This is a genomic window from Emticicia sp. CRIBPO (assembly GCF_009905725.1).
GTDB lineage: Bacteria > Bacteroidota > Bacteroidia > Cytophagales > Spirosomataceae > Leadbetterella.
This window is the reverse complement of record NZ_JAAAKV010000013.1, coordinates 80,042-103,129: the sequence shown is the minus strand read 5'-3', so window position 1 is coordinate 103,129 and position 23,088 is coordinate 80,042. Positions and strand designations below refer to the sequence as shown.

General features: G+C 44.1%; 16 protein-coding genes and 1 tRNA gene. 5 read left to right on the top strand and 12 right to left on the bottom strand.

The window, feature by feature from the left end; genetic code table 11:
* Positions 1-4 precede the first annotated feature (4 nt).
* From GVN16_RS22955 to uxuA, 10 genes are all read right to left on the bottom strand, one after another.
* On the bottom strand, positions 5-1,222 hold the full coding sequence (locus GVN16_RS22955) for an MFS transporter (protein ID WP_166566301.1): 1,218 nt from the start codon (positions 1,220-1,222) through the stop codon (positions 5-7).
* Positions 1,223-1,246: 24 nt separating this feature from the next.
* The gene (locus tag GVN16_RS22950; RefSeq protein ID WP_166566300.1) at positions 1,247-3,502 is read right to left on the bottom strand and encodes an FG-GAP-like repeat-containing protein; all 2,256 of its coding nucleotides are present in this window, start codon (positions 3,500-3,502) and stop codon (positions 1,247-1,249) included.
* Positions 3,503-3,569: 67 nt separating this feature from the next.
* On the bottom strand, positions 3,570-6,326 hold the full coding sequence (locus GVN16_RS22945) for a TonB-dependent receptor (protein ID WP_166566299.1): 2,757 nt from the start codon (positions 6,324-6,326) through the stop codon (positions 3,570-3,572).
* 3 nt (positions 6,327-6,329) lie between these two features.
* On the bottom strand, positions 6,330-6,896 hold the full coding sequence (locus tag GVN16_RS22940; RefSeq protein WP_166566298.1) for a carboxymuconolactone decarboxylase family protein: 567 nt from the start codon (positions 6,894-6,896) through the stop codon (positions 6,330-6,332).
* Between the two features lie 148 nt (positions 6,897-7,044).
* Complete coding sequence (locus GVN16_RS22935) at positions 7,045-8,586, bottom strand: phosphatase PAP2 family protein (protein WP_166566297.1); 1,542 nt, start codon at positions 8,584-8,586, stop codon at positions 7,045-7,047.
* A gap of 40 nt (positions 8,587-8,626) precedes the next feature.
* Positions 8,627-9,529 carry a hypothetical protein gene (locus tag GVN16_RS22930; protein ID WP_166566296.1) on the bottom strand — a complete coding sequence of 301 codons (903 nt, stop codon included), beginning with the start codon at positions 9,527-9,529 and terminating at the stop codon, positions 8,627-8,629.
* A gap of 563 nt (positions 9,530-10,092) precedes the next feature.
* Positions 10,093-10,632 (bottom strand): hypothetical protein, encoded by a 540-nt coding sequence (locus GVN16_RS22925; protein WP_166566295.1) that lies wholly within the window; start codon positions 10,630-10,632, stop codon positions 10,093-10,095.
* 103 nt (positions 10,633-10,735) lie between these two features.
* Positions 10,736-11,881, bottom strand: coding sequence for a DUF3179 domain-containing (seleno)protein (locus tag GVN16_RS22920; protein WP_166566294.1), 1,146 nt, complete (start codon positions 11,879-11,881; stop codon positions 10,736-10,738).
* A gap of 12 nt (positions 11,882-11,893) precedes the next feature.
* Positions 11,894-12,901 carry a sugar kinase gene (locus GVN16_RS22915; RefSeq protein ID WP_166566293.1) on the bottom strand — a complete coding sequence of 336 codons (1,008 nt, stop codon included), beginning with the start codon at positions 12,899-12,901 and terminating at the stop codon, positions 11,894-11,896.
* A 35-nt stretch (positions 12,902-12,936) separates the two neighbouring features.
* Positions 12,937-14,133, bottom strand: coding sequence for a mannonate dehydratase (uxuA, locus tag GVN16_RS22910; RefSeq protein WP_166566292.1), 1,197 nt, complete (start codon positions 14,131-14,133; stop codon positions 12,937-12,939).
* A 332-nt stretch (positions 14,134-14,465) separates the two neighbouring features.
* Here uxuA and GVN16_RS22905 point away from each other — a divergent pair.
* A tRNA-Val gene (locus GVN16_RS22905) sits at positions 14,466-14,540 on the top strand.
* 527 nt (positions 14,541-15,067) lie between these two features.
* Here the strand turns inward: GVN16_RS22905 and GVN16_RS22900 are convergent.
* Positions 15,068-16,156: a Gfo/Idh/MocA family protein gene (locus GVN16_RS22900; RefSeq protein ID WP_166566291.1), complete on the bottom strand. Its 1,089-nt coding sequence runs from the start codon at positions 16,154-16,156 to the stop codon at positions 15,068-15,070.
* A 92-nt stretch (positions 16,157-16,248) separates the two neighbouring features.
* On the opposite strand from GVN16_RS22900, the gene GVN16_RS22895 reads away from it, so the two are divergent.
* The 4 genes from GVN16_RS22895 to GVN16_RS22880 all read left to right on the top strand — a co-directional run bounded on the left by GVN16_RS22895 (position 16,249) and on the right by GVN16_RS22880 (position 20,968).
* On the top strand, positions 16,249-16,629 hold the full coding sequence (locus GVN16_RS22895) for a helix-turn-helix domain-containing protein (protein ID WP_166566290.1): 381 nt from the start codon (positions 16,249-16,251) through the stop codon (positions 16,627-16,629).
* A 673-nt stretch (positions 16,630-17,302) separates the two neighbouring features.
* Positions 17,303-18,421, top strand: coding sequence for an endo-1,4-beta-xylanase (locus tag GVN16_RS22890; protein WP_166566289.1), 1,119 nt, complete (start codon positions 17,303-17,305; stop codon positions 18,419-18,421).
* A gap of 29 nt (positions 18,422-18,450) precedes the next feature.
* Positions 18,451-19,917, top strand: a complete 1,467-nt coding sequence (locus tag GVN16_RS22885; protein ID WP_166566288.1) for an MFS transporter — start codon at positions 18,451-18,453, stop codon at positions 19,915-19,917.
* A 31-nt stretch (positions 19,918-19,948) separates the two neighbouring features.
* Entirely contained in the window at positions 19,949-20,968 is a 1,020-nt protein-coding gene (locus GVN16_RS22880) for a glycoside hydrolase family 43 protein (RefSeq protein WP_166566287.1), read from the top strand.
* A gap of 307 nt (positions 20,969-21,275) precedes the next feature.
* Here GVN16_RS22880 and GVN16_RS22875 read toward each other — a convergent pair whose 3' ends face one another.
* Positions 21,276-23,087: a RagB/SusD family nutrient uptake outer membrane protein gene (locus tag GVN16_RS22875; RefSeq protein ID WP_166566286.1), complete on the bottom strand. Its 1,812-nt coding sequence runs from the start codon at positions 23,085-23,087 to the stop codon at positions 21,276-21,278.
* Position 23,088 lies beyond the last annotated feature (1 nt).

Genomic DNA, 23,088 nt, shown 5'->3' with positions numbered 1-23,088 from the left:
CTGATTATTCGGCTTTTGTCGAGATCGTGGCAAATAAAATAGCGGCCAGAGCCATCAGGAAAGTCAGCGAAAACGACAACAGGGCATTTCCGAAACTTCCGAAGAAAGCTACCAGGCTGCCTACAAAAAAGACGGCTGTGGCAGTAAAAAACCGGCCGATATTAAAACAAAAACCTGTGGCCGTAGCCCTGATGTTAACCGGAAACAATTCCGGTATGAACCCGGACAAACTCCCCTGGCTGATGCCAAAGAAAAGAGAAAGGAAAGCTGTTTCAAGATAAATGACAGGGGTAAAAGTCTTGTTGGTCAGAAACAGGATAACGCAGGCAATAAAACACCCGGAGAATGTCATGGCCAGGGTTCTCTTTGCTCCCAGTTTTTTGATCAGAAAACCCGAGATCATTCCTCCGAGGATACCTCCGATTCCCAGCAGCATCATGGTGATGCCTCTTTCTTTCTGACCGTCTGACCCTGAAGGCAGAAGACTTTGTACCCAGGTCGGAAGCCACGAGAATATCGCCCACAGGCCGATCAGAACCGAACCGAATATCAACGATCCGATGGCCAGGTTGCCTTGTGACTCTTTTGAAAAAGTAGCCTTTTCCTTATTCTTGCTGTAGGCAAGGTTCTCCCATTTCTCAGACTCATTCAAAGTAAACCAGGCGATCAAGCCCAGGATAAGGGGGATAATTCCCAGCCAGAAGGCAGAACTCCAGTGTTTGAAAATTACATTCAAACCTCCGGTGAGCACAATCCCTATCGGGAATGAAACAGCCAGGATGCCCAAGGCTACCGGGCGGCCGCTTTCTTTCCAGATCTCAGAAATATAGACGGTGCTTACCAATAAAACCCCGCCTACTCCGAAACCAGTCAGGAAACGGTAGACCAGAAGTATCTGCCATGAACCCACAGAGGCTGTCAACAAAGTAAATAATCCATATAATACAGCCGAAAAAGCCAGGGTCCTGACTCTTCCGATTTTATCTCCTACAATACCCAAAATCAGACCTCCGGCCATCCATCCAAAAATAAACGAGGCGTTCAGATAGGCTCCTATAGAACCCAGCTCACTTTCCGTGGGGGTTCTGCCCATCAGATCAGGAATGGCCACGGGTAAATAAACCGACATCAAAGTAGAAGCCGTGCCACCTAAAAGATAGCAGATCATACAAATCGCGAAAGCTATTCCAAGCTTGGTACTTTTACTGTTTTGGGTTTTCATATTATAATTCAGGGTACAGGGGCCTTAAAGAGGCATTTTGCTGTTCATTTTTATTGGCTCGCAAATGGGGATATTGGATCCGGCATACTTAAAGACTGTTTCTTTTATGCCTTCACTTTTCAACTCCTGACTTCCTTGCCTGATTTTTAAAAACTGATTCGGTTTAACGTTCTTAAATACTTGTTTTCTGTTTTTACCACCCGGCCATGAAACCTCGATTTCATCAATCACCGTAGCCTGCCCGATACCGATGTCTCTTCTCAGAGAGCCTGATCCGAAGCTGCCACCTGAGTTAACATTGCGGTGAACGACACGTTTAACGCCATTTTCCCTGAAACTGATTTTAACATTGGTGCCTATGGCCGAACGATTGACCTCAGTACCTTCCAGTCTGAGACTTATCCACCGGTTGTCGTTCTGACCCGGATTCAGATAAAGTGAGTTGTTATAAGCGTCTCCTACATAAGCACCGCCTACTTCTATAAAAATATCCTGGTCACCGTCATTATCCATGTCATTGATCGCCACGGCGTGTCCCTTCTGAAGGTTTCCGACCCTGGCAGATACGGTTACATCCGCAAAACGGCCGTCTCCGGTGTTTTTGAACAGCCTGTTCGGTACAAGTGATTTATATTCAGGATTACCCGTTCCAAGATACATATCGAGGTATCCGTCGTTGTCAATGTCTCCGAAATTAGAGCCCATCGCAAAAACCGATTTTCCTAAACCTGCTTCCTCAGAAACATTGGTAAATGTTCCATCCTTATTATTATGGTATAAATACATCTTGCTTGACTGATTCAGCACACCCAGGGCCTCTGTTCCGGCTGAGTGGGCGATTGACTTACCGAATTGGTAACCACAAACAAAAATATCCTGCCAGCCATCGTTGTCATAGTCCCAGAACCAGGTCGGGAAAGTCTGAATCACGACATCCGCCAGTCCTGCGTATTGGGTAACATTCTCAAACTGAGGGATACCATCTTTATTGCCCATATTTTTCAGCAAAACCCTGCTCCCGCCAATGGTCGAAAGGAAAATATCTTCTCTTCCGTCATTATTATAATCAGCGGCTGTTACACCCTTCACATAATCAATGATCTGGCAATTTGCCTTACCGGCCACTTCTACAAACCCGCCTTTTTTATTATTGATGAACAGCTCATTCTGATACACCAGGCCTCCGTTCGGAAAACTTTCATACCCGATGTACAAATCAAGCCATCCGTCATTGTTAAAGTCTCTCCAGACTCCGGCCTGGGTAGGCTTCTTAGAAAACAAGCCGCTTTCAATCGTCACGTCGGTAAAAGTATCATCTCCGTTATTTCTCAGCAATGAGTTGGGTTGTTCTCCGAATTTTCCCATCCAGGCTCCTCTCAAAACAAATACATCCACATCCCCGTCGTTATCGTAATCAGCCTGTATGATATTCAGCCCTCCCTTAAACCTGCTCAGATCCGACAGTTTTGAAACGTCAATAAACCTGCCGTGGGTGTCATTCTTGAAGTAGTGCATAGACCCTTCCAGACTCCAGTCAGAAGTGATGATATCCAGGTACCCGTCATTATTAAAGTCTTCCACAATCACCCCGCCCGCAGTATTCCGCATGTTCAGGCCTAAACCCGGGGCGGCGTCTACAAACGGCTGAAGGGCATACCCCGACTTATCCTTATTCAGATCCGGGATAAGCCATTTCTTCGGCACACTCTGAGGGTATTCTCCCAAAGTCATATAAGCCACATTCATCAGCCATCTTGATTCATAGTCCAGCGGATCTCTCGTAAGCAACTCCGCATAAGCATCAATGGCCTTCGTTGAACCGTTTTTGTTTTTATGAATCCCCATACCCCTGATAGGAATCACACAGGACTCAGCACTGTGATCTCTCACACAGTTTTCTCTTTCTCCCAGACGCATGCAGGCAATGGCGTAATTTTTAAGCAATTCGTCATACGATGCGTTATTGTGATCCATATCTTTCAAGAGCTTCTCATACTCGGCTATAGCCTCTTTTTCCCGGCCTAATTTCAGGAAAGCACTGCCTTTATAATAATTGGCCTTGGCAATCATGTACGGATTTTCTAAAGTTCTGGAAACGGAATCAAAAAATGCCAGTTCAGCACCAGGGTAAAAGGTGTTTTCCTTGACATTCATCTGCTTGTTTATCGCTGAAAGAATATTGACCATCTCATCATTCGAATTTGAAGCAAATATGCAGGACTTAAGTATGACTGCTAAAAGCAGGTAAAGGAAAATGGCGGATGTTTTTTTAATTTTCATTTCTTTAAAATTTTCATGTGCTAAAAGTTGAGAAAGCCGGCAGGGCACACCCCTGCCGGTTGCCAGATTATCTGAATAATTCGTCAAATACAAGTGAAACATAATACAAAGCTCCAACTCCCGGAGAACCGAATGCCTGGGAAATGTAGGTATTACCGATGTTATTACCCCCGAGCTTAACCGTTGTTTTTATCGAGGGAACCCTGTAAGAAACCTGAGCGTCAATCACACTGTAAGCAGGGATAGTGCCCGGACGGTTTTCGTTGAAAGTACTGTACCAGTCAAAAGAGCTCTGCCAGTGCCAGGCTACGTTAAATCCTAAGTTTTCGGTCAGTTTTGCATTACCCACTGTCAGGTTGGTTTTCCATTTAGGCGTGTTAAATGCCGGGATGTTATTCGGGTTGGCATCCAGGATGCTGAAATCAGACCAGGTGGTATTGAACCCTAAACGGTAATTCTGAGGCAGGAAATAAGTAAGACCTAAAGTAGCCCCCTGAGCCGCTACTTTATCCGCAGCATTGGTATACAACTGATAAGCCTGTGTACTTCCGCCAAGGATCTCCTGTGCTGCAGCGATGTTGATCGCTCCGTTTGCCAGTACCTGGCTGTTTTTAGGCTTGATCACTACCTGGTTGATCAGGAAGTTGTTGTAACTGCTATGATAGTAATTGACATCCACCAGCAATTTATCTCCGAACAATCCTTTATAGCCGAATTCAAAGCCTTTTGTCTGTTCCGGTTTGATATAGGCTACGTTTGATTTAACCAGTTTATCCTTGTTATTGGCCACTGCAGTTGGGAAAGCAACGCCTTTAGCCAGGTCTGCTGAAAAACCACTCGCAAAAGCTCCGACTGAAGCCGCTGTAAATGAATTGTCATAAGCACCTGTTCCGACGCTGTTGGCAGGAGCTCCACCAAGGATAATGATAGGTCCGACGTTCAGCTTAATGTACTGATCAGGCACGGTCGGGTTACGGAAACCGGTCTGATACGATGCTCTGAAATTATGTTTGTCAGAAGGCGAAAATACCGCTGAGGCTCTCGGGGTAAAGCTTCCGTCAAAGTTCTCATTCTTATCATAACGAGCCGACGCCGTAAGTTTCAGCTTGTTGCTTAACAAAGATTTGTTGGCCTGAAGGAAAACACCGTATTCATTTACTCTCACTTTATTTACCAGGTCTTCAAACAGTGTTCCGTTCGTTTCCATGTCGTATTTTCTGAAGCTACCGCCTACTAATACGTTAACCACTTTCGTCAGGTCACTCAGGTCATACTGGGCATCGACATGATAAAGCTTACTGTTACTTAGAACCCCAGCTCCCTGTAGGCCTTTGGTATCAATATATTTCTGCTTCTGGGTTTCGAACTCAGCAGTACCCGGCACCAGGCGACCCTGATCAGCGAAGGCTCTTGCCGCTGCATGGCTGGCTGCACTGACGCCGTTAACGTTTCCTTTGAAGGCGGCTGTGTAACGGTTAAACCAGGTAGCATCTGCCGCGTTCGGAGCAACCGTATTACCCGACAGGTCTTTTACCCAGGTTCTGTTGATCAACTGACCCAATGACCTTGAGTTGTAGGCATCTGTAGATTCTTCGGCCGTTGAGTAAGCCCTGATAAAGAACCTGCTGCCACGAAGTTCAATCCTGTTTTGTGTAAGATTGAAATCTTTCAGACAGAAACGGCTGCTTCCGGTATAGTTACCTACGCCCTGGCTATAATTGATCTGATAAATAGCTTCCAGACCTTCTGTAATTTTATAATGTAGTGCTCCGCTAAGCTTGGTTGAATAAATATCATATTCCACCAGGCTTTTCTCTTCATATCCGGTTCTCGAAACCCTCCCGATACCTTCTATGGTCTGAGCCACCTCATCTCCGTAAATATTCAGGGCGTTTCTGCCCGGGTTATTGTCACCACGCAGGTTGGCCGGAGTATTCGGGTCAATATCTGTATAGTTATTAGCATGCCAGTCTGTTCCTTTCAGGTAAGAAGCGTTTAGTTTGAATGCAAAACGGTTTTTAAAAGCCTTCGCATATCTTACTGCCACGTCTGTAAAAGGTTTTACGCCAACAGCATCATCATTAATATGGTTGATACCGAATTTCGTCTGTACTGAAAGACCCTGATAGTCGAAAGGATTCTTTGTTTTGGTCATGAGCATTCCGTTAAAAGCCACCGGACCATAAAGTGCCGAGGCAGCTCCCGGGATAAGCTCTACGCTTTCCACATCAATATCTGACAAGCCGAAAAGGTTACCTACTGAAAAGCCGAGACCTGGTGACTGGTTGTCAACACCGTCTATCAATTGCAGAAAGCGGCTGTTACCTGTAGAGTTAAACCCGCGGGTGTTGATTTGCTTGTAGGTAAGGCCACTGGTAACCATGTCAAGAGATTTGACATTGAGCAGGGCATCATAAAAGCTGGCAGAAGGCGATTGCTGGATCTGTCTGATGTCCATTTTTTCAACACTCACCGGTGACTTCAGGATGTTCTCTTCCACACGGGATGCAGAAATTACCACTTGTTGTAGTAATTCTGAACCCGTTTTCAGGGCTATATTAATTTTAGCATCATTTTTAACATCGATCTCCTGGCGGTCATAACCTACCATCGATATCACTAAAGTGAAAGGAAAACTCTGAGAAGTTTTAAATGAGAAATTGCCATCTGAATCGGTAATTGTTCCTGACAATTTGCCTTTTACACTTACAGTGGCTCCGAATAGTGGTTTTTTGGTTTCTGCATCAGTGACTGTCCCTGAAATATTCTGGGCAAAGGTGACCGTGCCGATAAAAACTAAAATCAATGTAAATAATGTCTTCATACTTTAAGATTGGGTTTTTAACTGATCATATCCACCGGGCAGGCGGTTATAACCAACGGTTGTAATTCTTTCTCCGAGTTTTTTGTAAAAGGCGGGGTCAGTGGGAGTAAAACTGGCCATCCCGTCAACATATTTATTGTAAAGACAAAAAAGAGCGGCTATCAATACAGTATCATGAATTTCCCTGTCGGTAGCTCCGCAGTTTCTGGCTCTGATGACATCTCCTTCTGTTACATTCTTGCCGTTTTTCTGAACATGGGCAGCGATAGCCAGCAAGGATTTCATTTTTTCTCCAACAGGTGCAGATTCAAAGTCATTGATCACCATCTCACAGGTTTCAGATTCTCCCAGCAGAATATCTGCAGCTGATTTGTGGGCCGTAGTACAAAACCTGCATTGGTTCCTGGATGACACCAACGTGGCAATCAGCTCCCGCTCAGCTTCGGTGAGTGTTGACTCTCCCCGCAACAGCAACTGGGTCAGTTCTCTGATAGGCTTCGCTGAGTCCTGGCGGTATTCAAGCAAACCCGTAATCCCCGGCAAATGGCTCTCCAATGGAATATGTGACATGAATATTTGGTTTAAAAATTAAAGCATTTTTGAAAAATAAGGGCAAAACAATCCCAGCCGGCAGAAAACAGGGAGACACGTATATCGTCTTCCTGTTTCATTGCCGTGGTAGTATCTATCAGTAATTACCCTGATTAAATGTTAGAAATTATAAGCCTGATCCGTCGGCTTTTCCTCTTGCAATCGCATATTGACCGATCTTCTTACCATGCTCAAGACCTGCTGTAGCATCAAAACGGTAATGGATCAGACCATAAACTCTTGAGTTTGAGGCCTCCTGAGCCTGAGCAACCAATTCAGTCGCCCTGGTCGGGAATATAGAGCTCAATACTTCAGCCGCTGCTCCCGAGAAAGTAGAATGCCCTGAAGTATAAGAAGGGAAGTTGGGTAACCCAACTGAAGTTTTGGAGCCGAACTGCTGAGGACGAGGATAATAGTAATAATACTTAACCTCCCAGCATGCAATCCCGGCATCCATTTCTGCAGTACCTAATAAGGCCATGGTACGGGCAGTCCTGATTTCGCTGAATTTATTTTCATAGCATAATCTTGCTCCCGCTCGGTGCCAGTGTCCCGGAGGCGTATAGCTGCCTACACCATCGGCCCAGTAGTTGGCGATGCGTGCCTGTTCACGGGTCTGATTTTTCTCTATGTCTCTTAATTCATTCAGGTCTTTGTTAAAGGCTTCGCTGTGCAATACCGGTGGTGCAGCCGGACGAATCGACACCAAAGTCGCTTTGTCAAAATTCCAGGTGGCCACGTTACCATAAGTCGGCAACATACCAGGTCTGAGCGGGGTCTCCTGGCTCAGCCATGTTTCAGGAATTCCCAGTTTCTTGGCATTCGCGATCATATCAGCTGTAGCAGCCTGATTGTTGGCAGCTCCCATACCGTCAGCTCTCGCCTTTGTCATCACTTTCTGACCTACAGAAGTTCCTAAAGAAGCACCTGCCGTTACATCACTTTCCACGTTCATACCACCCCAAAGTCTTGAATTCTTGTGTTCGGCCAGTTTGGCATCCAGGAAAGGAACCTCACCAGGGAACATCGCCTTAAGGATTTCATATGAAGCAGAAGCCACTACGGCATCTTCTGACGGATAAGACGGCAGATCACTTACAGCCAGTAAAGCTTTTACAGAAGCATCTACTTTTGAAGGAGCCTTGCGGTTGTATTTGTATTTGTAATTCCATGCCGAAACCAGGGCATCATACTGGGCGACACTCAGGTAAGCCAAAGCACGGGCAGCATAAGGAGGGTTAGCAAATGGAAAACGGGGATCTTTAAGTGGGTTGGCAGCATCCGGAAGGGGATATTTACCATCTGGAGTAGAAGCAGGCGGGCTGTTATACCTCGCACACAATTCACGGCCGATTTCATTCCAGCGGAATACGGCTCCCGCACCCCAGTACTCAACCACTGTTTTTTGTTCAGGAGTTATACCGTCTACGGCCGCCTTGAGTTTCTTAATTTCATCAGCATAGGCTGCTGATCCTGTTGCAGTTGGCTCTGCCACTGCTATTTCAGTAGCCGAAGCCAGTACATAAGTTTTCCATGTACCGCCTTTTTCATCCAAAGCAGCCGGAACGTACGAATCATAAGCGGGGTCCTTGACAACGGTGTCACATGAGCTGACAAACAGCGTCAGACCTAAAAAAAGTATAAATAATTGTTTACCGGAATTCTTCATTTTTAATATATCGTTATTGATACTCAACTGCGTCAAAATTTTACTTGTCTTTCTTTTTAATGTCAAATATGTACAATAAACCTACAGAATAACTGGTGCTTTGTCCCATGTTACGGCCATTGGTAACATACGCTACTCTTGCATTAACTCCTAAATGTCTCGGCTGAAACTTGGCATAAGCTCCTACAGATGTCGCTTCCATTTTATTGGTCACAAAAGGCATGTCGTTACGTCGGATATCATCCCCTGTCAGAGCCGCAAAACGCTCAACAAAAACCTCAGCCTGAAAACTCTTGTTTTCAAATCCCAGTCTGGCGGCGGCATCCATCGCATCAGGAACATCCACTTTATCGGTGTTAAAAACCTGCCCGTGTGCCTGGTATCCGTCTTTATCGAGCTTTATATTGCTTCTTACATTATAAGCGGCATGTGTAGTCAGGTAAATGCCTGATTTGTGGGCATAACTGGCGATCAGCCTTCCGGTCGCCGTCTTTGCTTTTAAACCGATAGACATCGGTAAGAAATCAGCCGTGTAATTACTCGCCGGCAGGGAGCCTCCGATAACTCCGTGTAAAACAAATCCGTTTTTCACAAACATCTGGTATTTCAGGACCGCTGAGAAGTCCTGTATCCCTTTCATACCCATCAGGTTTCCGGCACTGTTGGATGTCTTGATGTAAGGTAACCCCACAATCACATTCAGTTTATCCGTAATACCTGCAGCTACCATCACCATGGCATTCTGGGTAGTGTTTTTACCCATGTTAAAGTTTTCACGCTTAAAGGTTCCTTCCCAGTACTCTGTCCAGCTGCTGCTGCCATAACTCAGAGCGGCACAAACAGAATTTTTAGACATGTAAATAGCATCGTGGGGCATTTGAGCTTTCGTCGCTATTGACGCCCCCATCAACAGCAGAAATACTGACTTAAAAATCAACTTCATTTTTTTTTGTAAATTTAAAAACATAGACAAACGGTTTAACTAGGTTAGAAAAATGAGAACTTCTTAGATGTTGTGAGAAAAACAGTATTTCCGGATATCCGGATTATATAGAAATTATAATTTTTATCTTTTTGGTATCCAGGTGCATGAAAAATGACGGGAAAAGTCCGCTAAATTTTTAGGTTATCTTATCATTTAATCATTTATCCTCAGGTATTTCCCCCTTAAAGGATGTTAGTATTTTTATAAACTCTGCACAGCAAAATGCTGTGCAGAGTCTTTAGTTACTAACCTATGATTAAACCATAAAGATGATTCAATATCTTTTTAGTTGTGATGTCAGGCTGAAACATGATTTCCAGCTTCTAAAACAGGTTCTGAACAAATTTCAGTGAACAAACGAGAACAGCATTGATGAAAAATAAACAGGGAAGTATCCTTTTTGGAAAATAGCACAGAGGTCCAATTACGATTGATTAACCGGTAGAAACTCTTTGGGGCATGCTGCAATAACTGACAACCTGCTCAACAATATTCTGATAAAAGGAAATAAAAACAGGTTACTAGCACCTGGGTGGAGGAGCGGTGATAACACCGGCGTGGGAGTGGTATAAACTTATCGGCTCTGTATGGCTGAATTTCAACCAGTCAGTCCAGAAAAAAGTATAATAGCTAACTGAAGTAGTATGGTAATTACTTGAAAAAGTCTTTAAGATATCAATAATATTCTGAATAGGATCAACAGGTTTTTTGTCATAGTTTTTGGTTACCTGGCTCACCATATCAAAGAGATTACTTCTGTCGATCGATTCTTTTTTAAGCTGGGTGTACAAAGTGTCGTTTTCAAACACCCTCTTGACAGTTCTGTAGAAATTACCTTTATAAACTACCACATCCTGTACATCTTCAAAATTGTAGGAAGCACTCTGATAAGGTAACTGAAAAGGCACTTTTACTGTTAATTTGTCCCCGTTTTCTTCGAAAAACACTGTTTCTTCACTCAAAGAAGACTTCACCTCTTCCTGATAATATTCAAGAAGGGGCTTACCGATCATGTTCATGACCAGCAAAAGACTCAGTGATATGCCAAATAGTTTCTTCAACGGTTTCTTAAAAAATACCCGCAAATATAAATATAATTAAATTAAATCCTACAAACTTACAATAAAATTTATCAAGATTTTTATAGCTCCAAAATTCCTGCTTTTAGTACTTTTCTGTAGCAGGATGGAAGGTTTTCCAGCTGTGCCAGAACTCCTGATAGGCTTTTATTTTCTTTAAAGATCCTGATTTTGAATCAGTTGCTTTACCGTTAAAATCATATTTCTGATCCTTCAGCAACAAGGTATCCTGCTTTAAGGTAAAAATAGCCGACTTGTCCGGACGCTCAAAGGCAAAGAAACTTTTATTGTCCTTACCCAAAACCAGCACCACAGGCTTGTCTCCTACTTCTGCGTTGATTACTTTTTCTTTCTGAAGTCTGACCCAGTCAAAGGCTTTGCTGCCTTTTCCGGTTTCAATACCCACCACCCATGATTTATCTTTCCACGACAATGAGTCTGTACGGGTCAGGTCACTTTTGCTTTTACCTTTTTCATATTTGGCGGTGCTGTCGTATTTCTCTTTAAAGGTAGGGTCAGGCTGCATGATTTTGCTTTCAGGATATAACTTCAGCCATTGCTCCACCGTAGTTTGCTGAGAAAGCATCTCAGGGAGCGTCTGACCCTTCAGTTTCCCGGTGATGGCCTCTCCGTTGGCCTGTCTCCACCAGCTTTTCGTGGTTTCATCTTCAAACATCGCGTTGAAATGATCCATCCCCACCAGTCTGAATTTTTCAGGCTTGCCGTTTACCATTGGCTCAAATACCCGCCCGGTCCGGCAAACGGTACAATATGTCACCATTATAGGTTTTCCCCCAAGGGTATCCAATACCTGGTGGTGATAGCCGATCAGTGAAATCGGATACGCTTTGGCTTCGCCGTTGTGCTCCACACCTATCACAAGCCTGTCTTTTTCTACCTTACTTTCTCTGGCGTTTAAAATCCTGAAGTCTTCAGGCTGATAAAACATGGCATCTGCTGCCATTACAAAATTGAATGCGTAGGTAACGCCTGCCACCAGTACCAACGCAATGATGGTTACCCATTTGGATGACTTGAGGGAGGTAAAAAAAGTAGCCAACAGGATAAGACCGAAAAACACCCGGAAAACCCATCTCCAGGTATACAAAAAGTAAGCCAGGTCGATGCTTCTCATCCGCTGACTTCCGGGCATGGGCATAATAAAGTAGACATTGAGCACCTCGAACAGTATCAGTCCGATGGCGGCCAGAAGAAAGAGTTTTTTTGTCATATTAATTGATATTTATCTTCTCAGACGGCCGGAGGCATCGCCGGCAACCAAAGCCTCCACTTCTGCAATCCCCACAAGATTCTGATCTCCTTCAATGGTATGTTTCAGAGCCGAAGCCGCGTTTCCATATTCCAGAGATTTAAAATCATCCTTAAACATCACCTGAGCATAAATAAAACCGGCCAGGAAAGCGTCTCCGCTGCCTATCCGGTCTATGATATGGGTAATGTCCTGATTGCCTGTTTTGAGATACTCTTCCCCGTTCCACATCCTGGCGTTCATCCGGTTATGCGAGGCACTGATCTGTATTCTTTCTGTATCTATGACTTTCTTTACTGAAGGATAAGCTTCCATCAGTTTTCTTCCGGCTTCCTGAAACCTTCCTTTTTCTTCAACACTCTTTATGCCGAAAATTTCTTCAATATTCTTTCTGCTGGCCAGGATGACATTAGAGTAAGAAGCTAATTCCGGAAGAATATCCTGGGGTGTTTTACCGTAATTCCAGAGATTGCTTCTGTAATAAATATCTGAAGAAACAGTTATTCCTAATTTCTGTGCAGCCTTTACTGCCTCAAGACAAGCCTGGGCAGCTTCCTTACTTAAGGCAGGGGTAATGCCGCACCAGTGAAACCAGTCCGCCCCTTTCAGGATTTCCTCCCAGTCAAACCAATCAGGATTGAGATTGGCGAATGCGGAATCAGCCCGGTCATACACAATCTGGCTGGCACGCATCACTGCTCCCTTTTCCTGGAAAAACAAGCCTATTCTTTTGCCGTCGAGAATGACCTTCGAATCATCGATACCCAGCTGACGGACAAATGCTTTGGCCTTCTGCCCTACGAGGTTGTCAGGAAAAACCCCGACATGCTGAGCCTCAAAACCAAATTTAACCAAAGAAGCGGCCACATTCATTTCAGTGCCTCCAAAAGTGGCCTCAAATGACTGGGCTTGTTCTATTTTCTGATAATTCGGAGCTGATAACCTCAGCAGGATTTCACCGAAGGTGACGATTTTAGGCATTAGTCAAGACTTTATTTCACAAATCTAATAAATTTCTATGCATTTAAAAGACTTCTTCTTATACCTAATTCGAGACCTCTCAATTCGGCAAGGCCACGCAGACGGCCGATGGCGGTGTAGCCCGGGTTTGTTTTCTTATCCGGCGAAAGGTCATCCAACATCCTGTGACCGTGATCCGGCCTGAAAGGCATCCTTAAATCCTCACGTCCGGCTTCTTTTCTGCTTTCCTGTTCCAGTACGAGGGCTTTCATGACGGCATACATATCTACATCTCCATCCAGGTGGTCGGCTTCGTAGAAATTGCCTTCTTCATCTCTCCTGGTCGCTCTCAGGTGAATAAAATTGATTTTGTTGCCATACCTGTTTACCATACCGGCCAGGTCATTATCCGGTCTCACACCATAGCTTCCTGTACAGAAACACAAGCCGTTGGCTTTGCTGTCATAAGCATCCAGAAGTCTTTTGGCGTCTTCTTCTGTACTGACCACACGGGGCAGCCCAAGAATAGGATAAGGAGGATCATCCGGGTGAATAGCCAGCAAAAGATCATTCTCTTCTGCCACCGGGGCTACCTCACGGATGAAACTATATAAATTATTGCGTAAGTCTTCGTCAGAAATGCCGTCATACTGCTTTAAAACCTTGCCGAATTCTTCTACCGTAAAGCTTTCTTCACTGCCTGGCAGACCAGCAATGATATTTTTTACGAGTTTGGCTTTTTTTTCTTCAGAGGCTTCTGAAAACCATTTTTCAGATTTCTGATAAACCGCCTCGGTGTATGAAGACCTTGCATCTTCCCTTTTCAGGATAAAGCATTCAAAAGCACAGAATTCCACCACATCAAATCTCAGGGCAGTGGAACCGTCCGGAAGTTCAAAATCAAGGTCTGTTCTCGTCCAGTCAAGCACCGGCATAAAATTATAGCAAACCGTATCTATCCCGCAAGCAGCAAGGTTGGTCAGGCTTTCTTTATAATTCTCGATGTACTGCTGATAATTACCGGACCTCTTTTTGATGTCTTCATGAACCGGCACACTTTCTACGACCGACCATACGAGGCCATTGGCTTCAATGAGGTTTTTCCTGATAAGGATTTCTTCCTTTGACCATACCTGTCCGTTGGGTACATGATGCAGTGCGGTGACGATCCCGGTAGCACCGGCTTGTTTGATATCTGATAAACTGACCGGATCATTTGGCCCGTACCACCTCCAGGTTTGTTCTAATGGCATAATTTTAAAAAATTAGGATGACAGTTTGAATTTTTGATTGTTGTTCCCCTTAATAAGCTATATCGCAAAACAATAAAGTTACTATTTTTGATTTTTCAAACTGCCATCCGGAAAAAATGTAAAATGGTCGAATAAATGATTTACAAATGTATTTATGACATTTATTCTTCACTACGATTATTTTGATGATAAATTGTACTATTCTGCTGATGTTTGAAAAGGGGGCTGCGAAATTTAATTTTCAGAAAAAAAATTAAATTTTTTTCACAGAATATTTGGAAATAAAAAAACGACCCTGCATCTTTGCAGTCCCTTAGGGAAACAAGGAATAAGGGAGTTTAGCTCAGTTGGTTCAGAGCATCTGCCTTACAAGCAGAGGGTCGGGGGTTCGAATCCCTCAACTCCCACAAAAGAGAGTCGTTTACGGCTCTCTTTTTTTGTTTTTCAGCCTGTTGAAAAAGCTCTGGAGATACTTGTGAGCATTATTTCCCAGAGTTTGTCTTCGATGCCTATAAAATCCTCAAATAAAAAAAACTTACAAACAGAAGTTCGGGTACGGAAGGCCGCCCCGTCCGAATCCCCCAACTCCCACAAAAGAGAGTCGTTTACGGCTCTCTTTTTTTTGTTTTTCAGCCTGTTGAAAAAGCTCTGGAGATACTTGTGAGCATTATTTCCCAGAGTTTATCTTCGATGCCTATAAAATCCTCAAATAAAAAAAACTTACAAACAGAAGTTCGGGTACGGAAGGCCGCTGCACGGAAGGCCGCCCCGTCCGAATCCCTCAAGCCCGAAACACTTAGAATCCCAGTATTTACCGGGTTTTATTTTCAGTTAAGTGGGTGTCAGATTATAGATACTGTAGTGTATCGCCATTTCGCTCAGAGTTTAGCCTGTTAAGCAGACGCGTTCTGCAGAACATTAAGATTTGAGCTTGTTACGTTAATTTTTTTGCGGATTGCTCAATATCATTGAGTAGATACCCTAATACAACCGCGTCCTCAAAAGCAGGTGCTGTTTTCGTTTTATTCCTTATATCGGCAGCTACTCTTTTGTAAATCTGCACCACGTTTCTAACTACCGGATTATCCGGCAAACCCTCATACATTTCATTTGGAATCGGCAAGGTTTGCAATTCCCTTTCTTTCCCCTGAGCTCCCCGAATTGTCAACGGTACAAACTGCCCATGTCCAAGTGGTCCTGTTACCTGTATATCACCTTCCGTTCCATTAATCTCCCACAGAAGGTTAGTGCCTCTTGAAACGCCGCCGCGGTAATGAATAGAAATTGCAGCCCCATTTTTCAATCGGCCTATTACCATAATCTGGTCTTCAGAGGTCTTAGGCTTTATTTCACCACTATCTGTAAGTTTTACTGTCGTGAAATTGCTTATCATTTTTGCTTTCAAACTATCAAAACCACCTAAAACTTTAGTAACGCCGGCCAATGTATGCCCTAAGGGAATGGTTAGCATCGTAGCACCGTTAGCTTTATCGTACAGATAATAGTCAGCGGCAGTTGCTTCATCTGACCAAGGACCTCCCGACCCTATAAGTGTAGTAGATAAAACCGTGCCTACATAGCCATTTCTAATAAGATGCTCCAGGTAAATCACTTCCGGTGATGCAACCATTTGTGTTCCCACTGCTGCAACTAGGTTTTCCCGTGCCGCAATAGCTGCCAATTGCTTCGTTTCAGTAAGGCCATTGCCTAAGGGATGTTCACAGTACACATGTTTGCCTGCTTCAAGTGCAGCCTTTACAAAGTCATAATGGTAAGGAACTTTTACAGTAATTACAACCAGATCTATATCGTCTGATGCAATTAAGGCCGCCGGGTTTTCATAGGCGATTGGTATCTGTAACTCATCTGCAGCTTTTACCGAACTTTCATGAGTAGAATTGGCTACTCCGATGATCTCAAAGGTATCAGACAGATGCCTTAATGCCGGAAGGTGCGACTTTGATGCCCACTGGCTGTAAGGATTAAGTCCTATAATGCCTACTTTTATTTTTTCTGTTTTCATTTGTTTATTTTATATTGATTGTAAAATTACAAAGAACACCATAATTTTGTGACGTACACAACCCAGTGTGTGTACATACAATATTGTAAGTAATGACAAACAAAAAAGAAAATACCACAAATAGCATCAATCGGAATTTCCTTTCAGATTGCAATCTCACCTACGCCGTACAACTCATGGGCGGACGGTGGAAACTCCCGATTTTAACGCGTTTAAGTGATGGTAAAAAACGTTTTGGGGAGCTTAAAAGGATCATCCCGAACATTACCGAAAGGATGCTAACGTTACAGCTTCGTGAACTGGAACGTGATGGATTGGTAATACGAACCGTGTATCATGAAGTACCTCCCCGTGTTGAATATGAACTGACCCACTTAAGCAGTGCACTCATTCCGATATGCCTGCAACTGGATGATTGGGGAGCAAAGCACAAAGATGTCCATGCAGGAATTTCTTCAACCTTAATTCCCTGAACAAACAGAGAAGGATAAGGTGTATATAAAACCCACCTTAATTAGCGGAACACGCGGCTAAAAAGTGGAATTTAACTTCGCCCCTTACTTTCGTCAAATCTTCCGCATAATATCCGTGCTCCCGATACTCAGGGAATCATAGAAGCCCGTTACTGAAATACTTTAAACAGAGTTAAAACCGGAACCTGGTGTTCGACCGTGGTTCCCGATACTCCGCAAAAGAAAGGCGTCTGCCGTTCTCTTTTTTTATTTTTCAGCCCGTCAAAGAGAAGGCCCGGAAGTACTTCCGGGCAATGAATCTGTTATACGCTCCTTGTCACTTTCCACCGGATGTGATTCCCCAGTTATATGATTTTCACTCCTGCCCGGTCTCTTTCTTAAAGCCGGATTTCAGTTCATTTTCCAACAGCCCCGGGATATCCTATTCAACTCACCCTTCCCGATTCAGGCGTGAAGCACTTTTTCTCAGATTAATAAAATCGGAAAAGAAATTATCAGCCTTATTAACAATTATTTCAACAAAAAAATCATAATTTTGCAATCGATTGCAAAGACATAAAGAAGGTATAAATCACATGATTAGTATCGAATTATCAGATTCGCTCTCCTTTCTCATGTTATCGGTATACTTTCCCATGTTTTAAACTTTTAATTACCTTAAAATATATTAAACATGAAGAAAACTTCATTCGGACAAGTGCTCCTGTCAGTGCTGATCCTTTCCGCCTGTGCAGGAAACAAAAATTTACCGGGCAACTCTGACATTCCTGAATTAAAACAAGTTTACAAGAAAGATTTTGACATCGGAACAGCCATAAATGCTCCTCAGATTGAAGAAAAAGATGCCCGTGTAGCGGCTTTTATCCCTCAACAATTTAATGCGGTAACACCGGAAAACATTATGAAGGCCGAGATCATTCACCCGGAATGGAACCGTTACGATTTTGACCTCGCAGATAAACTGGTGGCCTATGCTCAGAAATATCACATGAAACTGAACGCACACACGCTGATCTGGCACAGCCAGCTGCCTCCGTTTGTCAGGCAAATCAAAAGTGCAGACTCGGTACGCTTATTTCTCAACAACCACATCAGTACCGTGGCAGGCAGATATGACGGCAAAGTTTACTCGTGGGATGTCGTGAATGAGGCCCTCAATGAAGACGGCACCATGCGGAAATCCATATTCCTGAATATGCTTGGTGATGATTTTGTGACAGAGGCATTCCGTGCAGCACAAAAAGCCGCACCCAACACCAAGCTCTTCTATAATGATTACAACAACGAACAACCCGCCAAAAGGGCAGGTTGTATTGCTCTTATAAAGAAAATACAGGCTGCCGGAGTCCGTATAGATGGCGTCGGCATTCAGGGTCACTGGCATCTGGGGAAAGTCCCGCTGAAAGACATTGAAGAAAGCATCATCCAATATGCGGCACTGGGTATAAAAGTTGACATCACCGAACTTGATATTGAGGTACTTCAACGCAACTTCCAGGGAGCAGAGGTGAGTCAGCGTATGAAAGACGACCCTTCCCTCAATCCTTATAAAGATGGATTGCCTGACGCTGTTCAGCAGCAGCTGGCCAGTGACTATGAAGCCCTTTTCAAGCTGCTTTTAAAACACAGGGATAAAATTTCGAGAGTTACCTTCTGGGGTGTGCATGATGGTCAGAGCTGGTTAAATGGCTGGCCTGTAAGAGGACGGACCAATCATCCCCTGCTTTTTGACAGAAATCTGAAACCAAAACCGGCTTTCTATAAAGTCATTGAAGCAAAAAAAAGCAAATAACCCGGAAATCATTTTAATACCGACCCAATATGAACAATAACTCATCCCATAAATTGTCAGTAACCGAAAAGATCGGCTACAGCCTCGGTGACCTGGCTGCCAATCTTATTTTTCAAACGCTGATGGCCTTCCTCTCCTTCTTTTATACAGATATCTATAAAATCCCGGCTTCAAAAGCCAGTCTCATTATGCTGATGGGTGGGTTTGCAGGAGCGATCTTTAACCTCCTGATGGGAGCTATCGCCGACAGGACCAACACCCGCTGGGGGAAATTCCGCCCGTGGGTTTTATGGACATCCATTCCTTTTGGTGTAATCGCCCTCTTGGCTTTTTCTACTCCTGACTTTAATGAATCCGGTAAGGTCGTGTATGCCTTCATCACTTACATACTACTCGTGGTCATTTACTCAGCCAACAATCTTCCCTATTCTGCCCTGAGTGGGGTAATGACCGGGAGCATGCAGGAAAGGAACAGCCTTTCCTCATACAGATTTGTGGCCGTAATGCTCGCTCAGTTTATTATCCAGGTGCTTCTTCTGCCTTTAGCCATATCACTTGGACATGGCGATAAGGCTGCGGGTTTTGAAAAAGTGATGCTGGTTTTTGCTATCACGGGCGTCATCTGTTTTCTGATAACTTTTCTGACCACCAGGGAAAGGATCTCGCCGCCAAAAGAACAAAAAACCCCGCTTATCCTGGACCTGAAAGATTTAATAAAAAACAAACCCTGGCTGATCATGCTTACCCTGACGGTCATGGTGTTTATTACGCTTTCTATCAAAGGAGGGATGAATATCTACTTCTATAAATACTACCTCTCTGAAGAAAGCCAGGTACTATTCTTAAAAAATGTCGGGTTTGATACGTTTCTTAGTCAACTGAGCGGCATCTTCGGACCCGCCGCATTTGAAGAGTTCAGCCGCCCGGACAGTGCTCCTTATGCTACTGCCAGTATCACAAGTGCAGCGAGCACGATAGCGATGATCATCGGTATTTTCTTTTCCAAGCCCCTGGCCGACAGGTTTGGTAAGCGAAATATATTCGGAATTTTTATTTCGCTCTCTGCATTATGCCTGATCAGCATCGCCTTTTTGTCCGACACGGCGGTATCACCGGTATTTATACTCCAGACTTTACATGGTTTTATCTATGGCATCACCATTCCTTTGCTTTGGGCAATGATAGCGGATGTGGCAGACTACAGCGAATGGAAAAACAAAAGAAGAGCCACTGCCATCATTTTTTCAGCCATGATCTTCGGTCTGAAAGTAGGCCTCAGCCTCGGAGGTGCCATTTCGGCTTTTCTGCTCAGCTTATTTGGTTATGATGCGGAAGCTGTTCACCAGACAGCGAGTGCGGTTAATGGCATTAAACTCATGATCAGCGTCATCCCGGGAGTTATATTTATTATAGGAGCGGGCTTGCTATTCTGGTATGCGATTGACAAACAAACCGAGCTGAAGATTGAGGCCGATTTAAAGGAAAGACGCAATTAATATATCTTTAAACCTATTTTCTTTTTTTTTTATGCCTGAAGATTCTATTGAACATATTGATTTTGACGACCTCAACAAAAGAGCAATATCAAAACCACTGATAAGCAGTTTTTATACAGCCGACCCGTCTGCACATGTATTTGACGGGAAAATATACATCTATCCTTCCCACGATATCGATGCAGGAATACCTTTTGATGACCTTGGAAGTCATTTTGCTATGGAAGACTACCGTGTCATTTCCATGGAAAACCCTGAAGCTGAGGCCATCGACCATGGCGTTGCTCTTCACATCAAGGATGTGCCATGGGCGGAAAAACAAATGTGGGCACCGGATGCTGCTTATAAAAACGGTAAGTATTACCTTTATTTTCCTGCTAAAAGAGCCGATGGAATCTTCCAGATCGGCGTGGCTGTCAGCGACTCTCCCACCGGTCCTTTTACAGCACAGCCTGAGGCCATAAAAAACAGTTATTCTATTGATCCCGCTGTATTTATGGATGACGATAACAAAGCATATATGTATTTCGGGGGGCTATGGGGAGGTCAGCTTCAATCCTATCGCGGGAATGAATATGATGTAAATAACCTGGAACCTGGTTCTGACGAACCGGCTCTTGGCCCCTTGGTGGCAAGACTTACAGACGACATGCTTGAATTTGATGAGGACGTTAAAGAGATTGTGATTACAGACGAAAACGGTCAGCCCTTAAAAGCCGGAGATAACGAAAGACGTTTTTTTGAAGCCAGCTGGTTACACAAATACCAGGGCAAATACTATTTTTCTTACTCCACCGGTGATACCCATTTCATATGCTATGCCACAGGAGACAACCCTTACGGCCCGTTTACCTACCAGGGTAAAATACTGAATCCTGTAGTCGGATGGACCTCACACCACTCTATCTGCGAATATTCGGGCAAATGGTACCTGTTTTACCACGACAGCAGTTTGAGTGAAGGGGTTACACATCTTCGCAGTATAAAAGTCGCTGAAATCACTTATGACGAAAATGGTGTCATCAGGACCCTTGATCCGTATTCTTTATAAATGGAACTGATAAGCACTCCGGCCATTCCCGTTTACTATCCGCATCAATTATAGAAAGATCTGCGACACCTCTGCAATAACGGCTTCTTGAGAAAAGAAGCCGTATCATTTTACAGAAATTCCTGTTGGTACCTATCAAATCATTACAGATATCCTTCCGAAAAAACTGACAAAATAAAAAAGTCTGACGCCCGAGAAGCAAGGGCGTCAGACTGACTTAATTCTAGATTTCCCACTTTATCCTAGTCCATAAAGTATCTTTTTCCGTATTTTTTAAACAGCCGTAGTTCAGGCAAAATCGATAATCTTAATACCCTGGATTCTGCGGAAACTTAGGTCCTTCCACAGTACGGTCTATCTGAGATTGAGGTATCGGCCTCAGCATATGAAAATCTTTTATATTAGGGCCTGCCTCAGGATTCCATGCTTTAACCCTTCTCACAAGTGATTTGGTACGAACCAGATCCTGGTATCTCAACCACTCTCCAAAAAACTCACGGCTTCTTTCATCCAGGATGAAGTCGACTGTAACATCATTTGCCGTGATCTTCATAGCCTCTGCTGCGGCTGCATTCTGAGCAGCCGAGTTAGTTTTACGATAAGCTGCCCTTTGGCGTACTACATTCAGAAGCTCAGCAGCTTTAGCTTTATCCCCTGCCTGAAGATATGCCTCTGCTCCTACCAGATAAACCTCAGAGAAACGGGTAATGACCACCGGGCGGGTAGACGGGTCATTAAAGTTACTGCCACGGCTCGGATCCATCTGTTTTTTAACGGCCGGGTATAAGTCAGATTTCCACAGGCTTGGAGGAGCAACTATCCCTTTAAATGGTCTTGTGCCAACAAACTGAGGAGCTCCCGCTACCTCGAAGTCAGGCAGCCAGACCGCCGTGTCAACTCCCATAACCATGGTGTATCCGATACCTCTTTTGTTATTGGCAGCCGTTGGCGTGTTGGTAACCGTAGTATTGGATATGTATACTGAATAAAAAGTATTGGCATATCTTGAGTCAATGTCTCTTTTTACAAATGCCTGGTCAAGGAAGTAATTTTTGCCTGCCAATTCTCCCGAAGTCTGTTTTACACTATTCGGACGGATACGCTGATAAGGACGGCCATAGTAAGAATCCCTGATCATGGTTGAAGTCCCTGAGTTGGCTAGAATACCACTGGCATTGACAAACGAGTTGATACCACTGTTATTCGGATAGTTCCAGTTGGTAAACCAGGGAGTCAGGTTTTGAGCGGCTCCGGCACTGGCTCCGCCACCCACCGCGTAGTAACCAAATTTAGCGTCATTTGAGTGATCGCTCACAAACATCGTTTCTTTGCCATAGTCATTGGCGGGCACAAATGCATCTCCAAAGTCCTGCCACAGGTCCAGACCGTATTTTTCCTTGTCGGCAATAAGACTGCTGGCTATTTTGGCAGCCTCAGCAAAATCAGCCTGTGAATTAGTGAGCCACCCGCGGGTCAGATAAGCCTTCGAAAGGAAAAAGAGAGCCACAGGTTTGGTGGCCGCTTTTCCCAGGAACGGAGCCGTTGGTTTATCCGGCAAATCGGCAGCGGACTCTGTCAAATCCTTAATGATCAGCTTATAAACCTCAGAAGCAGGGTCTCTTTTAGCACTTTGTGACGGCACGGTGATAAACTCGGTATGTAAAGGCACATCTCCCCATGTCTGAACCAGGTAAAAATACCAGAACGCCCTTAAAAACTTGGCCTGGGCCAGGTATTGCTTTTTTGTTTCTGCCGGCAGATTGATCTCCTGCCCAAACTTCAAAACACCATTGATCGTGTTGATACTGGTAAATGACGCTGCCCATGCGGATCCAAAGTTGGTACCATTGAGTCCGTTAAAGGTATGAACCGGTCCACCACCACTGCTGGCTCCCTGGATGAATTCGTCTGTTCCTGCCTGTAATTCGGAAGAAAAACCTTCTGTCCCCCACTGACCGCGGATCTCATTATAAACGCCTGCAATCCCACCCAATACGCCAGCAGGACTATTGAAGAACGAAGGAACAATCTGCGATTGAGGGTGTTCTTCCAGGACTTTCTCACAGCCCAGACTCAGGAACAAAGAACAGGCGAGAATTGAAATTTTTATTTTTTTCATA